The organism is Shewanella pealeana ATCC 700345, assembly GCF_000018285.1.
Lineage (GTDB): Bacteria > Pseudomonadota > Gammaproteobacteria > Enterobacterales > Shewanellaceae > Shewanella > Shewanella pealeana.
In genome coordinates this window covers 167,904-182,500 of sequence record NC_009901.1, presented here as the reverse complement: position 1 = coordinate 182,500, position 14,597 = coordinate 167,904, and the positions used below count along the sequence as shown (strand labels likewise).

Here is a 14,597-nt window from a genome sequence, read left to right as displayed (position 1 = left end):
CAATCGCGGAAGGCCCGAAGGTCCCCTCCTTTCCCCCGTAGGGCGTATGCGGTATTAGCAGTCGTTTCCAACTGTTATCCCCCTCGACTGGGCAGATACCTAGGCATTACTCACCCGTCCGCCGCTCGTCACCTCAGGAGCAAGCTCCCTTGTGTTACCGCTCGACTTGCATGTGTTAGGCCTGCCGCCAGCGTTCAATCTGAGCCATGATCAAACTCTTCAATTAAAGTTTTTTTGCTTCTTCCACCTTACAAGTAAGGCTAAATCAGCGGCTCAACGAATTCTGTATTACATATTGCTATGAACACTCATTCATTAAGTCAATTTTTGATTGCCTCGTGAGAGACAATTTCGAATAACTTAATCTCTGTGAGTGTCCACACAGATTTGCTTGTCATATTGTTAAAGAGCGTGAAGTCGTCTTTCAGACTTCGCCTTAGACGCTTAGGTCGTTTGGCTGAGGAGGCGTATTCTACACTCTCCATTGTCGGCGTCAAGCGCTTATTTTAAGAAGTTTTTCAAACGATGATTTCTTAATCAGAAGTCATTACCCGAAGCTCTTAAAGCGTTTGTCACCTGAGGCTAATTTCCGTAGAAGTTAATCTCTCTAACCCTGTTAGCTTGGCTAGTTGCCTGCTTCACCGTGTCAGTGGGGTCGCATTATAGGGAGATTCGAAAAGAGCGCAAGCGCTTTTTCTTAAAAAAATGCTCGCCTGCTGAACTTTTCAGCAAAGCCCCATTTACTGCTTATTTATCCTACTTTTTATGGCTAAATCTGCACCACTTTTTTACTAGGCGACAGATAAAGTTCATTTTTTCAGCAACACACTAGTCTATTGGCTAATAATTCATTACCATAGTCTGGTTATTAACAGTTAGTTATCAATTCATTTTTTCTTTAGAGATTATATTTATGCAGAAGTCATTCTTGATCGTATTGGCCGTAGCCATTATTGGTGCACTCGCTATTTTTCAAATCGCACCGGATCTAAACGGCGCCATCGCTTTCTTTACTGGTGCTATCATCGCGAGCGTTATTTTTTCTCTTCAATCTAAAACGCCTGCTTCTACAACTAATAGTAATGAACCATATAGCGGTCCAACCATGACTCTATATGTAGGTAATCTTCCTTATCGTGTACACGAAGGAGAAGTAAAAGCTCTATTTGGTGAGTTTGGCCCAGTAAACTCTGTACGTTTAGTTCGTGATCGTAAGACTGGCCGTCGTAAAGGTTTTGGATTTATTGAAATGTCAGAAGCTGGCGCTAAGAAAGCTATGACAAAATTGAATGAATTCGATTTCCAAGAAAGAACATTAAAAGTGCGTGAGGCTAAATCTCAAGATTCCGATAAAAGTGATAACGCATAATAAAGATGTATAGCTAACCTAGATTGGCTGAAGAGCGTGACACTATCTTAGTGAAGCCTTTTTCAGCTAGTCTGGTTGTTAAACCCGCCGATATCTCTGCCGTAGTATAAATTGCCGTTAAATTCTTCGTTCTATTATCAACGACTTTATCCAGCGAAAACTCGTTAAGCAGAAAAACGACCCTCTGGGCGATTGCAACTCCTGAATCGAGTAACTTAACTCCATTACCTAAGATCTGCTGCATCTCGCTCGCTATTATAGGAAAGTGAGTACATCCTAGAACTAGGGTGTCTAACTTCGATTGACGAATAGGCTCTAGTTGAGCTCTCAGCTTAATCAAATCTACGCTTTCCCCTGCAAGTTTGGCCTCAGCCAACATCACGAGTTCAGATGAGCCAAAAAGCTCTACCTTGCATCCATCGGCAAATTGTTCAATTAACTCTCTGGTATAGGATCGCTTAATCGTACCTGGCGTTGCCAGTAAACCAATATGCCTTGCTATAGATAACTTTGCAGCGGGTTTAATTGCTGGCACAACCCCTACAATAGGAATAGATAATCTTTCTCGTAAACCAGGGAGCACTAAAGTACTTGCCGAATTGCAGGCAACAACAACTAATGATGCATCGATCTTAAGTGCCTGTTCGCAAATAAGCTCTACACAACCTTTAATAAGAACCGACTCTTCTAACTCACCATAAGGTAAACGGGCATTATCGAATAGATAGCAGCAATCTTGATCGGGTAATACTTTTCTGATCTCATCGAAAATCGATAGTCCACCGATCCCTGAGTCAAAAATAAGAATAGGTCCAAACAAAAGTATTCTCCGCTATAGGGTAATAATGATTTCGATACACATAAAAGAAACGTCGTTAGGTCTTACAAACAGCATGATTGGCTATATTGCTTTAGAATTTTCCCACAACCTAGGAAAAATCGGAAGTGAGAAACTGGACATCCCAGCTATCTAGTATAATATTCCGCCCCTAATTTAATGCCAACGGTGATCAAGATATGAATTTAGCAGCAATGGATCCTACAACCTATGATGTGCAACTAGAAGCAAAGTGCGTCAAGTTAAAGCAGTTATTTGCTGATTTTGATACCCCTGAACTGGAAACATTCAGTTCCGAACCTGCTCACTACCGTATGCGTGCTGAGTTTAGAGTTTGGCATGAAGGTGAAGACCTCTATTACTATATGTTTGATAAAGAGCTTAATAGTAAAGTTCGTTGTGATCAGTTCCTGCCGGCAAGCGAATTGATTAATAAAATGATGCCTGCTTTAGTAGAGTTATTAAAGCCGAATACTATTTTACGCCACCGTCTGTTCCAAATTGATTTCTTGTCCACGCTAAGCGGCGAGATTTTAGTTTCACTGTTATATCACAAGCAGCTGGATAGTGAGTGGGAACAACAGGCTAAAATCCTTAAACAAACTCTTAGCACCCAGTTTAACGTAAACTTAATTGGCCGAGCGCGTAAGCAGAAGATCATCTTTGATAAAGACTTCGTGGTTGAGTCACTCAATGTTGCTGGCAAACAACTACAGTATCATCAGATTGAGAACAGCTTCACTCAGCCAAACGGTAAGGTGTCAGTTAAGATGCTTGAGTGGGCTATTGATATCACCAAGAATAGCAGTGGTGATCTACTAGAGCTTTATTGTGGTAACGGTAACTTCTCTATCGCGTTAGCACAAAACTTTGAGCGCGTATTAGCAACTGAACTGGCCAAGCCTTCTGTTGAGTCAGCGCAATACAATATCAAAGTTAACCAAGTCGAGAACCTGCAGATCATCCGTATGTCAGCAGAAGACTTTACCGAAGCTATGGCGAAGAAGCGCAGCTTTAGACGCTTAGAAGGTATCGATTTAGATAGTTATAACTGTAATACCATTTTTGTTGACCCACCACGAGCTGGGCTAGATGCGGATACGGTTAAGCTTGTGCAAGGTTATGAGCGTATCGTTTATATCTCATGTAACCCTAATACCCTTATCGATAACTTAGCTGAGCTGAGCAAGACCCATAAGATCACTCGCTTTGCCTTATTCGATCAGTTCCCTTATACGGATCATATGGAGTCAGGGGTTTTCCTTGAGAAAAAATAACTTGAAGTAAATATTCAAAAGTCTCATTAAAAACGGCATCTTTATGGATGCCGTTTTTGTTTCAGTTAATTTTGTTCTTTCTTGTTTTGTAGTGCATCAGCACCCTTAGCAATCATATGCAATTGAATCACCAAGCGGTCAGCCAATACTTTTCGATCCACTCGCTTCATATCTAATGCAGCAGCGCCGGCATTAAAGACTAAAGTTACTAAGGCTTCAGCCTGTGCATGGGCTAATTCTGGCGAGCGATTTGCTGTCGCTTCGGTGTAATGCGCCAATTCTGAAATAAAATGCTCGATTTCACGAGCAACTGCACCTCTAAAAGGGGCCGATGTTCCTGAACGTTCATGCAGTAGAATACGGAATACGTTTGGATTTGATTCAAGTACTTCCATAAAAGTGTCAACCGAAATGCGGATCACGCTGCCACCGGCTTCTGCACGTTGACGCCCTTTACGCATTAACTGTCTAAGCGTCAAACCGCCTTCATCCACCATGGTTAAACCCAGCTCATTCATATCTTTAAAATGACGATAGAATGACGTTGGAGCAATGTTCGCTTCACGTGCAACTTCACGCAAACTTAGGCTAGAAAAGCTACGCTCAGCACTTAACTGGCTAAATGCCGCATCGACGAGTGCCCGTCGAGTCTTCTCTTTTTGTTGTGCTCTAATGCCCATGTTGAACCTACTTACAAAAATTATTCCTTGAATAATACCGCTTTTTAACACAAAACGCAGCATCAACAAACTTGACCCCGATCACTATCCACGTTAAATTGGCGTACAGATGTACGCTCAACTTGGAATTATAAATATAATGAAAAAACCTCCTATCATCTGGATGAATGTAGCCCTATTTAGTATCACGTTTGCCTGCGCCGCAATATTTGTACCTTGGTATGGGATTGCTCACGGGTTTGATGTCATCGAATGGATCGCCTTTGTCGTCCTAGCCTTTGCGAGTGGTTTATCTATTACCGGCGGCTACCATAGACTCTGGTCTCATCGCACCTATAAAGCCCACGCCTCTGTTCGATTTCTCTATGCCTTAGGCGGTGCATTAGCCTTGCAAAATAGTGCATTACATTGGTCTTCCGATCATCGAGTGCACCATAAGCATGTAGATAACAATGACAAAGACCCCTACTCAGCAAAGATGGGGTTTTGGTACAGCCATATTGGCTGGATGCTGCGTGAATATCAGGCGCAGCGTTACCATGACTACAAGAATGTTCGCGATCTTCAGAACGATAAAATCGTTATGTGGCAACACAAGCACTATCTGCCACTACTGCTTATCATGAACTTTGGTTTGCCAGCCCTACTAGGCTGGTTGAATGGCGACATCTTGGGCATGTTGTTATTAGCTGGATTACTGCGTCTTGTGGTAGTGCACCACTGTACTTTCTTTATCAACTCACTGGCACATGTCTGGGGCTCGCAGCCCTATACAGATAAAAACACAGCCCGAGATAATGGTTTCATCGCACTGTTAACCTATGGTGAGGGTTACCATAACTATCACCATATCTTTGAGAACGACTATCGTAACGGCATTCATTGGTGGCAGTACGACCCAACCAAGTGGCTCATCAATACTTTAGCCTGGATGGGGCTTGCCAATGGCCGCCGAGTTGTACCGCAGGAGAAAATCGAGCACGCTCGTTTACAAATGCAGTTAAAACGCACTCAGAATAAGGTCGCTCACCTGCCTAATAGCGAAGAACTCATTGAGAAAATACAAGAAGAGTACGAGACATTAAAAACACACTTAGCCGAATACTACGCTGCTAAAAAAGCCTTAATTGAGGCCAAACGTAAACAGCTTGCTGATAAACAGCTACTTAGCCAAGTTAAAGAGCTAAGAATTCGCTTTAAGCAGCAACAGAGAAGCTGGCACAATCTTACAGCAAGCTTTAGTTAGCTTTAAAAGTGAAGAAGCCGCTATTACAGCGGCTTTTTTTTCTCAACGGGTCATCATTTCCCAATTCAGACAAAAATAGCCCAATGCAATCTGGCTCAAGTCTCAACTTGTACCCGAGGCCGATTGAAGTCCCCCCGTTATGGGTCTATCATGATCGGCTACTTACTATTTATTAGGGCGTTTTAAGCTCATGTCAGATTCAGAAATCAAACTTACCGAGTACAGTCACGGCGCGGGTTGCGGCTGCAAAATTTCTCCAAAAGTTCTCGGCACTATACTTGCCACTCAGCTGCCTGTATTTGATGACCCTAATCTACTGGTAGGTAACCAGACTCGCGATGATGCAGCCGTCTATAAGCTTAACGAGACCACGGGCATTATCAGCACCACCGACTTCTTCATGCCGATTGTAGATGACCCATTTACCTTTGGACGTATTGCTGCAACTAACGCCATTAGTGATATCTATGCCATGGGTGGTACACCTATGATGGCCATTGCGATTCTAGGCTGGCCAGTGAATAAATTGCCTGCAGAAGTCGCTCAGCAAGTCGTTGACGGTGGCCGCAAAGCCTGTGCCGACGCAGGTATTATGCTCGCAGGTGGTCATAGCATTGACTCGCCAGAACCAATATTTGGTTTAGCCGTAACCGGCCAGATCCCATTAGATGAGTTAAAGCAAAACGATACCGCTAAAGCGGGCGATAAGCTTTATCTAACTAAGCCACTCGGTATTGGTATTTTGACTACGGCGCAAAAGCAGAAAAAGTTGGCTGATGCCGATCTTAACACTGCGGCCGAAGCCATGTGCCAGCTTAATGTATTAGGCCCTAAAATTGCCAAGATCTCTCAAGTTAATGCACTAACCGATGTAACAGGTTTCGGTTTAGCCGGACATCTACTTGAGATGTGCCACGGTGCAGACTTAAGTGCAAAACTAGATATTAGCTTACTGCCTTTGCTACCGAATGCCCGCCACTACTTGCAGTTGGGCTGTATTCCTGGTGGTACCCATAGAAACTTCGATAGCTACGGTGAACACCTACCTGAATTAACTGAAGAACAGAAGGCCATTATTTGCGACCCACAAACTAGTGGCGGATTATTGATAGCCGTTGCTACCGACAGTGAGGCCGCTCTACAAACGCTGCTTGCTGACAATGGCATCGAACCTATCTGTATCGGCCAGTTAGTTGAAAAAAATGCGGCAATGACCGTGGAGCTCATCTAATGACACTCAATAAAGTGCCCGCAAGCGAATATCGCCGAATACTCGTTAACGATCATCCCATAATGGATGCGCGCGCACCGGTAGAGTTTGAGAAAGGTGCCTTTCCTGCCAGCGTTAACCACCCCCTAATGGAGGATGAGGAGCGTAAAAAGGTGGGTACTTGCTATAAAGAACATGGCCAAGAGACCGCGATCAAGCTAGGCCATTCACTGGTTCAAGGTGAAATCAAGCAACAAAGAGTCGATGCTTGGCTAGATTTTTTCACTAAGAATCCAGATGGATATCTTTATTGTTTTCGTGGTGGCCTACGTTCACAACTGACCCAGCAATGGCTAAAAGAAGCAGGCCTAGATATCCCCTTTATTGAAGGCGGCTATAAGGCCATGCGCCAGTTTCTGATTGAAACCATAGATAATGCAGCCAATGTAAAGCCGATGCTTATCCTAAGCGGAATAACTGGCAGTGGTAAAACTGACTTCCTTTTGCAGCGTAAAGAAGCCGTTGATCTTGAAGGAATAGCGCACCACAGAGGTTCCAGCTTTGGTCGCTATCACGAAGGGCAACCGAGCCAAATCAACTTTGAAAATGCCCTCGCTGTTGCACTGTTAAAGCATCAAGACACTGATGCAAAGCACTTGCTACTCGAAGATGAAAGCTTCCTGATTGGTCGTTCTGCATTACCCCAGGCTTTCTATTCAGGCATGCAGACAGCCAGCGTATTGGTGTTAGAAGAGTCGATGGATGCAAGACTGACGCGCCTACTTAACGAATATGTGCACAAGATGCATAGTGGTTATATCCAAAGGCTAGGTGAAGAAGCAGGCTTCGAAGCTTTTGCCCAATACTTGGCCCAAAGCATCACAGGCATTAAAAAGCGCCTAGGTGGAAAACAACATGACGAGCTTCAGGCAATGATCACTGATGCCTTAAGTATTCAAACGAGTCAAAATGACACCCGTGGTCATTTAGGCTGGATAGAGCTGTTGCTGGTCAAGTATTACGACCCTATGTATCAATATCAAATCGATAAGAAAGCCGAACGTATTTTATTTAAAGGCGACCATCAAGCTATGCATCAGTGGCTAGATGACCATTAAGCACCGACTTTGCTCTAAGCCCATCCCATTAGCTCGCTGTTACCGGCAGCTAATGGGGTTATTTCTAACTTCAGTACTCTTCCCTCAATAGCAGTAAATTTAACTGACACAACAGTGAAGTCTGCAAATTCGGCGCGGGCTTTAAACTCACCAAGTGAGGCCTTATTCACGCAAACAACGCTATCGACTTCCATTTGTTGATGCGGATACCAACTCAATCGAGATAATGCGTACCCAATAAAGCGATTAGGCCAAGTCTGCTGATTTAAGTTTGCAAACAAAATCGGATGGTTAAAGCTGCCAAATATCACCATTAACTCTCGCCAAGATGCTTGCTCGGTAACCAGCAATAATTTAGACGATTTATGCAAAGACTCTAGATCTAGCACTTGGGTTTTATGTAAAACCCTGCGATAAAAGTAACTCTCGCAGCTGAGTAAGAGTTCTGGCCAGCGCCAAAATAAATACAGTAGCACCAAGATATTTACCACAGCTAAGACCAAAAAGAGCAACTCTATCGGCCACTGCAATACATTCAAGGCCAGCATGGCAAATATAGCCGAACTCACCATAAATAATGCATTGAGGATATTGTTACTCGCAATCGCCTGTGCGCACTCGCCCTCTTTGGCTCGCACCTGAATAAAGGTATAAAGCGGCACGATAAATAAGCCACCTCCGACGCCAATCATAAACAGATCAAACATCAGACGATAATGCCCAGACTCTGCAATAAAGCTATCTAATTGATAAAGCCCAACTAATGTCGTTTTATTGGGTATAGCAAAATAGAGATCGATTCCGAAGCAAGCGAGTAACAGCAAGCCTAAAGGCATAATCCCAAGCTCAACCCGCCGACAAGAAAGCCGCTCACAAAAAAATGAACCAGCACCAATGCCCACCGAAAACAGCAATAGGAGTAGTGATACCACCGTCGGGTCGGCATTTAAGGTTATTCGAGCAAAATTAGGGAACTGAGTAAGATAAGTCGCCCCCACAAACCAAAACCAACTGATAGCTAAAATAGCAGTCCAAATGGCCTTGTTGTTACGCGCCTTGTTAAGGTTATCCATGGTGGCAGAGATAATAGAAAATCGAGGTTTAACATCGGAGTGGGCTGGAATACTCGGGATAAACCAACTCGCAGCCATACCAATTAAAGCTAGGATAAATACCGTGGCTGCAGCCCAGTATGTCGCCATGTCACTGGCAACAATCATTCCTGCCGAAATTGTTCCAATCAGAATGGCTAAGAAGGTGCCCATCTCAACCCAGGCATTACCCGAGACGAGTTCGCTTTCGTGTAGCACTCTTGGTAATAGTGAGTATTTTACCGGACCAAAATACGCGGACTGCACCCCAGTAAGAAACAGTAATAGCAGCATAACCAGATAGCTATTACTCATAATTGCGAAAATGGCCACCGACATGATGATGAGTTCGAGTAGCTTAAGTATTCGAATTAGCAGCGCTTTATCAACACTGTCCGCCACCTGCCCCGCGTGAGCTGAAAACAGCAAAAAAGGCAGAATAAATAGGCCTGCGGCCAGATTAACAAAGAGGTTAATATCGATCGGTAGCAGCTCAACCTGTGAATAGGTCACTAACAGCAGCAGTACATTTTTAAATACATTGTCGTTCAGTGCACCAAGGCATAGAGTCACAAAATAGGGTAAGAAACGCCGGCTAAATAACATCTGTATTACGAAGGAGCCGATTTCACATAACGCATTACAACTCTTGGTTCACTCTCACCAAAATAGTCGGACTCAAAGCCGTATTCTGTAAACCCGTGTCGAGAGTACAGCGCTTTAGCGGGATTATCAGGCGCGACCGTTAAATGGATATAGTTAACTTCAGGTGGCAAAGCCGAAATTAGTTGCGAGATAAGTTTGCCACCAATTCCTTGGCCACGAGCAGTATCAGCCACGGCAACAGATAAAATCCAACAAGTATCGGCTTGAGCGCTAGTCGATGCCAACAGATAACCAATAACAATGCCTTGGCTATTTTTAGCAATCCAAAAACTGTTAGCCCAGCAATCTAGAGCTTGTCTAAAGAAAAAGTCGGGATAGCAATGCCCAGCAAAACATTGTTGTTCGAGGGCATCAATCGCGGTGAGTTCAGGTTTACTCGCGAGGCAAAGCTCAATCGGATCATTCATTGATTAAGATTTTATCCCATTCTAATGCAGGAGACCCCACGACAATAAAATTAGGATTTTCTAAGCTTTCTCGCTCGTTATAAGTCAATGGCTGCAGGTTAAGATCCATTATCTGACCACCCGCCTCCTCAACGATAATCTGCGCAGCACCTGTATCCCACTCACCCGTCGGGCCAATACGCACGTAGCAGTCGGCGCGACCTTCTGCTACCAAACAGCTCTTTAATGCCGCTCCACCAAGCACTACTAACTCACAGTGCTTTTCTTGATTAAATAACTTAATCACTGACTTAGGATCTTGACGGCGACTCACAGCTAAACGTAACCCATTCGAGTCTTTAGTCAGTTGCTTGCTGCTGATCCGCACTTCTGTACCATCTTTACGCTTATAAGAACCTAGACCTGCAATACCGTAATAGCAGACCTCTGTCATTGGCACATACACCACGCCTAAAATCGGCCGGTTATGCTCAACGAGGGCAATGATCACCGAAAAATCACCACTACCAGCAATAAACTCACCGGTTCCGTCTAGCGGATCCACCAACCAATAACGTTGCCAATCACAACGTTCAGCAAATGGGATATCGGCATCTTCTTCAGATAAGACCGGGATATCTGGCGTTAGCGCCATCAAAGCCTTAGTTATGATTTCATGAGCAGCGAGATCGGCAGAAGTCACTGGCGTATTATCAGATTTTATCTCTCGCTCAAAATCGCCTTTCTGATAAATTTCACGGATTTTGCTACCCGCGAGCGTAGCAATTTCAATGACTTGATCTACATAATTCTCTGGCTTCATAATGACTCCAACAGCCTAATACCAATAACGAGTGCCAATTTAAACTATCTAAGTTGTAGATGTTTCTGAGCTAAAAATAAAGCGCTTACACTGCGAGACTCAGAAAAATCTTCCTCCGACAACAGCTCTTGCCATGTTACCAACGGCCAGGTAACCATATCGATCGGCTCAGGTTCATCGCCTTCTAGTCGACTCTCATATAGATCTTCAGCTAAAAAGATTTGCATCTTACTGGCGAAATAACCCGGTGCTAAGCTCAATTCCATCAAATGAGTTAGCTTTCTGGCACCAAAGCCAATTTCCTCTTGTAACTCTCGGTTAGCCGCTTCATGGGCTTCTTCACCAGGATCTATCAAGCCCTTGGGGAATCCTAACTCATAGCTGTGAGTACCAGCAGCATACTCTCTACCCAATAAAAGCTCGGTGCCATTGAGCACCGGCACAACCATGACAGCGCCACGATTATTACCTTTCATTCGCTCATACTGACGCTCGACTTGATTAGAAAACCTCAAGTGCACCTGCTCAATCTGAAACAGCCGACTGGTTGCCACTATTTCAGTGTGCAAAATCTCCGGTTTCTCATTCTTTTTAGTCATACACATCCCAGTGCAACTACCAATTCAAGTATAATCTTACTATTCTCGCTCCAATCTACAACATGAATTTTTTAGGATTGCTCAACTATGTTTCCATGGAATGAAATTGACAGTGTTTTACTCGATATGGACGGCACCTTATTGGATCTGCATTTTGACAATCATTTTTGGGTGCAGCTGATCCCAAAGGAACTGAGTCAACAGCGCGGTATATCAGAAAAAGAAGCCAGCGAATGGGTTGAGCAGTGCTATGCCGATGTAGAAGGTACATTAAATTGGTACTGCCTCGATTATTGGCAGCAGCAGATGGGACTAGATATTATGTCGCTACACCGAACTCTGGTGGATAGGATTCAGTTACGCCAAGACAGCATGCCCTTTCTTAACGCGCTACAGAGCGCTGGAAAGTCTCGCATCTTAGTCACTAACGCTCACCCTAAAAATCTGATGCTGAAGCTGGAACACACAGACTTAGGCTTAGGCCTAGATGAAATAATCTCGAGCCATGAAACCGGTTACCCGAAAGAGCATCCAGAGTTTTGGCTGCAGCTATTTGAACGTTTCAACCTTGACCCTAGTCGCTGCCTGTTTATCGATGATAATGAAGCCATTTTACAAGCGGCAAAATTAGCTGGGGTGGGTTATCAGTTAGGAATTGCTAACCCTGATAGCCAAAAGCCCAATAAAGTGTTCGATGACTTCCCAGCCATTGAAGATTACCACTACCTACTAAAAGAGCTCATTAAGCAACCGTAGCAATTCACAGCTGTAAAAGAACCAAATATAAAAAATCAAAAACAAAAAAGGCGCTGTTTAGGCGCCTTTAAAGTATCCAAACTGAGCTTACTAGATAGGTAAACGTCCTTGATAGGTTATCGGGTAATAACCTTGGCTATCTTTCTTACCTAAGAATGATAACGCCTTCTTCAAGTCATCTGGCTGAGTGTTCACTTCACGGATCTTGGCGTTCACCTGTATCATCTTGTTATCGGCTAATACGATATTGCCATCGAGGCCAAGTCCATTAAGCTTTTCGTCTGTGGTCAATTCAACTTTGCCATCAAGACAGGCGAGTCCAAGCGCAATATCGCCAAGTGGGTACTTACCAAACTGGTTAGTAACATTCACTTGATTCAAAAATAACTTACCAGATAACTGTTCACACCAAGGCATGCCCTGCTCAAAGTTATCTACCAACACGCTTAAGTCACCATTAACTTTGGTTCTAAAGGGTAAGTTAGTGCGCCCTAATAAGAAGCTGCTCGGCGCTTCAAACCTTAAGCCTGAAACGTCTAATCCACTAAACGAATAAGCGACAGTTCCTTTACCGTTTACCGCACTAGCCCGATTACCGATCACCACATCGGCCTTAACTGTGCCAGTCAATAAAGACCAGACATTCAAATCCCAAGTTATCATTTCCACTTGGCGCTTTTGCACGCTGAGCATATCGATCTTACCCGCCCAAATCGTGCCTGACACACCACTAATGGCGACATTGTTTGGTAAAGGCGCCAGCTTAACTGCGAAATTGGCCGGAAACTGCACCACTAAAAATACCAAGTAGACTAAAAAGCCTAACGCAATCATCTTTGCTAATTTCACTACAACACCTTACTTGGACAGCTGAATACGACGAACATTAACATAGCCTGGAGTATCAGACTCTGCTAAGTCTAAGCTTTCTAATGACAAGCCCTTGTTCTGCACCAATTCGTTTAAATAATTCAATAACGTATCGAAAGGGACTTCATCCATCCACACTTGGATCTTATTACCTTGTGGCTGCATACGCGTGATAGTTAAGCCAAACGCACCCGCCGTTTGGTTAACCGCGGCACTCAAACTGCCCCTAAAAGCGTTACTACCACCACTTTGTTTCAAACCAGCAATACGATTCGCGGTTTGCTTAACGTAATTAAGGGTACTTTGTTGACCCTCGAGTCTACGCTGAGCTTCATCTTCCGCATTGGCTATTGGCGTCCAAACGCCCCAATACAAAATGCCTATCACTAACACCACACCACAAGCCGCAACCATCTGCTGCTCACGAAGAACCAATCCACCCCACCAAGCTTTAAAGTTTTCCATCTTATTTGCTCCTTATGGTTAAGGTGCTGGTGACTTGAGACTCACCACTATTCATCGCACCACCATCGAGCTTGTAAGAACGCGCAATGATCTCTTTAAACTTTTCTATCTGCTCATAATTCTTAGCAGTAACCTGCATACGAATTTCGTTACGATTACTATCAAAGCGCAAGGTGGTTGGCTTAAGTGCAGGCACTTGAGCAAAAGCCTCTTGCATACCACTAAGCATGACAAAAAACTCGCTGCCACTACCGCCGCCTTGAAGTGTTCGAACATAGCTTTCCATCTGAGAGCGTAAGTTCACCACTCGTGAACTCCCAGGAACAACCTGCTTATAGATCTGCTCGCTTTGCGCCTGTAACCTATCCGCATCGCTATTCATCTGATGAATATTAAGTCCTTTGTTCACTAGGGCTAGTAGGATCACAATCCCGAATGCGATAGCCGTATTACGCCATAAAACAAGATGCTTACCATACTCTTTCTTCGGTTTATAAACCCCAGAAAGTAGGTTCATTGGCGCATTGAGTATACCTTTTGCTAGCACTAGCATAGGCAGGTCTAGTGGCTGAGATTTCACTTCCGCCCCGCTCACTTGTAGATCGGTATATGCCGCAACCGTAGTATTATCATGGTCTGCAGTCGCTAACAGCTGTGGCAGCACCACATCCATCCAGCTCTGAGTCAGACTCACACCGCTACCTTCGCCTGTACGCAGCAAAATCTCTTTGCCAAAACTCATTGCAGCCCAGTCGCACTCGGCCAATGGCAGTGCCAAACAGTCTGGTACGATACATTTTGCTTTAAGGCCGGCATCGTTAAGCCATTCGATCCAAGCTTGCATCTGTTCATGAGCCACCACGGCAATACTTAGCTGCTCGCCATTGCGAGGCCCTGTAACAAAATGCAATTCATCTACGTTTTGAGCTAGGTTCTCTTCCAGCATAAAAGGTAAAGCCTTAACGGCCTGCCGCTGGCTTTTCTCTGGTAGCTCAACATGGGTTAATGTAATGCTGGAAGCAGGTACTAAAACGTCAACCGCGCGATTACCCGCTCTTTCAGTAAGAGTCGATAGAGCACTGGCATCGCTTAGCTCACCAGAACCTATAATTTCTTGCTCCTGCTCAGACCATACTAGCCAAGAGCATGGCTGCTCGGCTGTCTGACCTAAGCGGATGAATAGTCTTTCACTCACTGATTTAT

15 protein-coding genes and 1 rRNA gene (1 of these 16 only partly in view) are annotated in these 14,597 nt (G+C 44.2%); 6 read left to right on the top strand and 10 right to left on the bottom strand.

All coding sequences use genetic code 11. The features are described 5' to 3' along the window. A 16S ribosomal RNA gene (locus SPEA_RS00875) occupies nt 1-226 on the bottom strand (it extends 1,317 nt beyond the left edge of the window). Between the two features lie 687 nt (nt 227-913). Between SPEA_RS00875 and SPEA_RS00870 the strand changes: the two genes are divergently transcribed. Continuing rightward, nucleotides 914-1,369, top strand: coding sequence for an RNA recognition motif domain-containing protein (locus SPEA_RS00870; RefSeq protein WP_012153441.1), 456 nt, complete (start codon nt 914-916; stop codon nt 1,367-1,369). Nucleotides 1,370-1,382: 13 nt separating this feature from the next. Here SPEA_RS00870 and murI read toward each other — a convergent pair whose 3' ends face one another. Continuing rightward, nucleotides 1,383-2,189: a glutamate racemase gene (gene murI, locus SPEA_RS00865; protein ID WP_012153440.1), complete on the bottom strand. Its 807-nt coding sequence runs from the start codon at nt 2,187-2,189 to the stop codon at nt 1,383-1,385. A 197-nt stretch (nt 2,190-2,386) separates the two neighbouring features. Between murI and trmA the strand changes: the two genes are divergently transcribed. After that, nucleotides 2,387-3,484: a tRNA (uridine(54)-C5)-methyltransferase TrmA gene (gene trmA / locus SPEA_RS00860; RefSeq protein ID WP_012153439.1), complete on the top strand. Its 1,098-nt coding sequence runs from the start codon at nt 2,387-2,389 to the stop codon at nt 3,482-3,484. A gap of 65 nt (nt 3,485-3,549) precedes the next feature. On the opposite strand, the gene fabR is transcribed toward trmA, so the two are convergent. Further along, nucleotides 3,550-4,164 (bottom strand): HTH-type transcriptional repressor FabR, encoded by a 615-nt coding sequence (gene fabR / locus SPEA_RS00855; RefSeq protein WP_041410756.1) that lies wholly within the window; start codon nt 4,162-4,164, stop codon nt 3,550-3,552. Between the two features lie 139 nt (nt 4,165-4,303). Between fabR and SPEA_RS00850 the strand changes: the two genes are divergently transcribed. The 3 genes from SPEA_RS00850 (at nt 4,304) to mnmH (ending at nt 7,738) form a co-directional block, all read left to right on the top strand. Beyond that, nucleotides 4,304-5,410 (top strand): fatty acid desaturase, encoded by a 1,107-nt coding sequence (locus SPEA_RS00850; RefSeq protein WP_041410755.1) that lies wholly within the window; start codon nt 4,304-4,306, stop codon nt 5,408-5,410. 190 nt (nt 5,411-5,600) lie between these two features. Then, entirely contained in the window at nt 5,601-6,641 is a 1,041-nt protein-coding gene (selD, locus tag SPEA_RS00845; protein WP_012153436.1) for a selenide, water dikinase SelD, read from the top strand. Next, nucleotides 6,641-7,738 (top strand): tRNA 2-selenouridine(34) synthase MnmH, encoded by a 1,098-nt coding sequence (mnmH, locus tag SPEA_RS00840; RefSeq protein ID WP_012153435.1) that lies wholly within the window; start codon nt 6,641-6,643, stop codon nt 7,736-7,738. Before selD ends, mnmH begins: the two co-directional genes overlap by 1 nt. Nucleotides 7,739-7,752: 14 nt before the next feature. Here mnmH and SPEA_RS00835 read toward each other — a convergent pair whose 3' ends face one another. Genes SPEA_RS00835 through nudE form a run of 4 tightly spaced genes read right to left on the bottom strand, consistent with a single transcriptional unit; the run spans nt 7,753 to nt 11,303 of the window. Continuing rightward, nucleotides 7,753-9,435 (bottom strand): MFS transporter, encoded by a 1,683-nt coding sequence (locus SPEA_RS00835; protein ID WP_012153434.1) that lies wholly within the window; start codon nt 9,433-9,435, stop codon nt 7,753-7,755. 5 nt (nt 9,436-9,440) lie between these two features. After that, on the bottom strand, nt 9,441-9,902 hold the full coding sequence (locus tag SPEA_RS00830; RefSeq protein ID WP_012153433.1) for a GNAT family N-acetyltransferase: 462 nt from the start codon (nt 9,900-9,902) through the stop codon (nt 9,441-9,443). Beyond that, entirely contained in the window at nt 9,895-10,704 is an 810-nt protein-coding gene (cysQ, locus tag SPEA_RS00825) for a 3'(2'),5'-bisphosphate nucleotidase CysQ (protein ID WP_012153432.1), read from the bottom strand. The genes SPEA_RS00830 and cysQ overlap by 8 nt, the downstream gene beginning before the upstream one ends. 44 nt (nt 10,705-10,748) lie before the next feature. Next, the gene (gene nudE / locus SPEA_RS00820) at nt 10,749-11,303 is read right to left on the bottom strand and encodes an ADP compounds hydrolase NudE (RefSeq protein WP_012153431.1); all 555 of its coding nucleotides are present in this window, start codon (nt 11,301-11,303) and stop codon (nt 10,749-10,751) included. A gap of 87 nt (nt 11,304-11,390) precedes the next feature. On the opposite strand from nudE, the gene yrfG reads away from it, so the two are divergent. Then, nucleotides 11,391-12,059 carry a GMP/IMP nucleotidase gene (gene yrfG, locus SPEA_RS00815; protein WP_012153430.1) on the top strand — a complete coding sequence of 223 codons (669 nt, stop codon included), beginning with the start codon at nt 11,391-11,393 and terminating at the stop codon, nt 12,057-12,059. Nucleotides 12,060-12,149: 90 nt separating this feature from the next. On the opposite strand, the gene SPEA_RS00810 is transcribed toward yrfG, so the two are convergent. From SPEA_RS00810 to gspL, 3 genes are read right to left on the bottom strand one after another with little or no spacing between them, the layout of a single operon-like run. Beyond that, nucleotides 12,150-12,908, bottom strand: coding sequence for a type II secretion system protein N (locus SPEA_RS00810; protein WP_012153429.1), 759 nt, complete (start codon nt 12,906-12,908; stop codon nt 12,150-12,152). A gap of 9 nt (nt 12,909-12,917) precedes the next feature. Continuing rightward, entirely contained in the window at nt 12,918-13,394 is a 477-nt protein-coding gene (locus SPEA_RS00805) for a type II secretion system protein M (protein ID WP_012153428.1), read from the bottom strand. 1 nt (nt 13,395) lies between these two features. Beyond that, entirely contained in the window at nt 13,396-14,589 is a 1,194-nt protein-coding gene (gene gspL, locus SPEA_RS00800) for a type II secretion system protein GspL (RefSeq protein ID WP_012153427.1), read from the bottom strand. Nucleotides 14,590-14,597 lie beyond the last annotated feature (8 nt).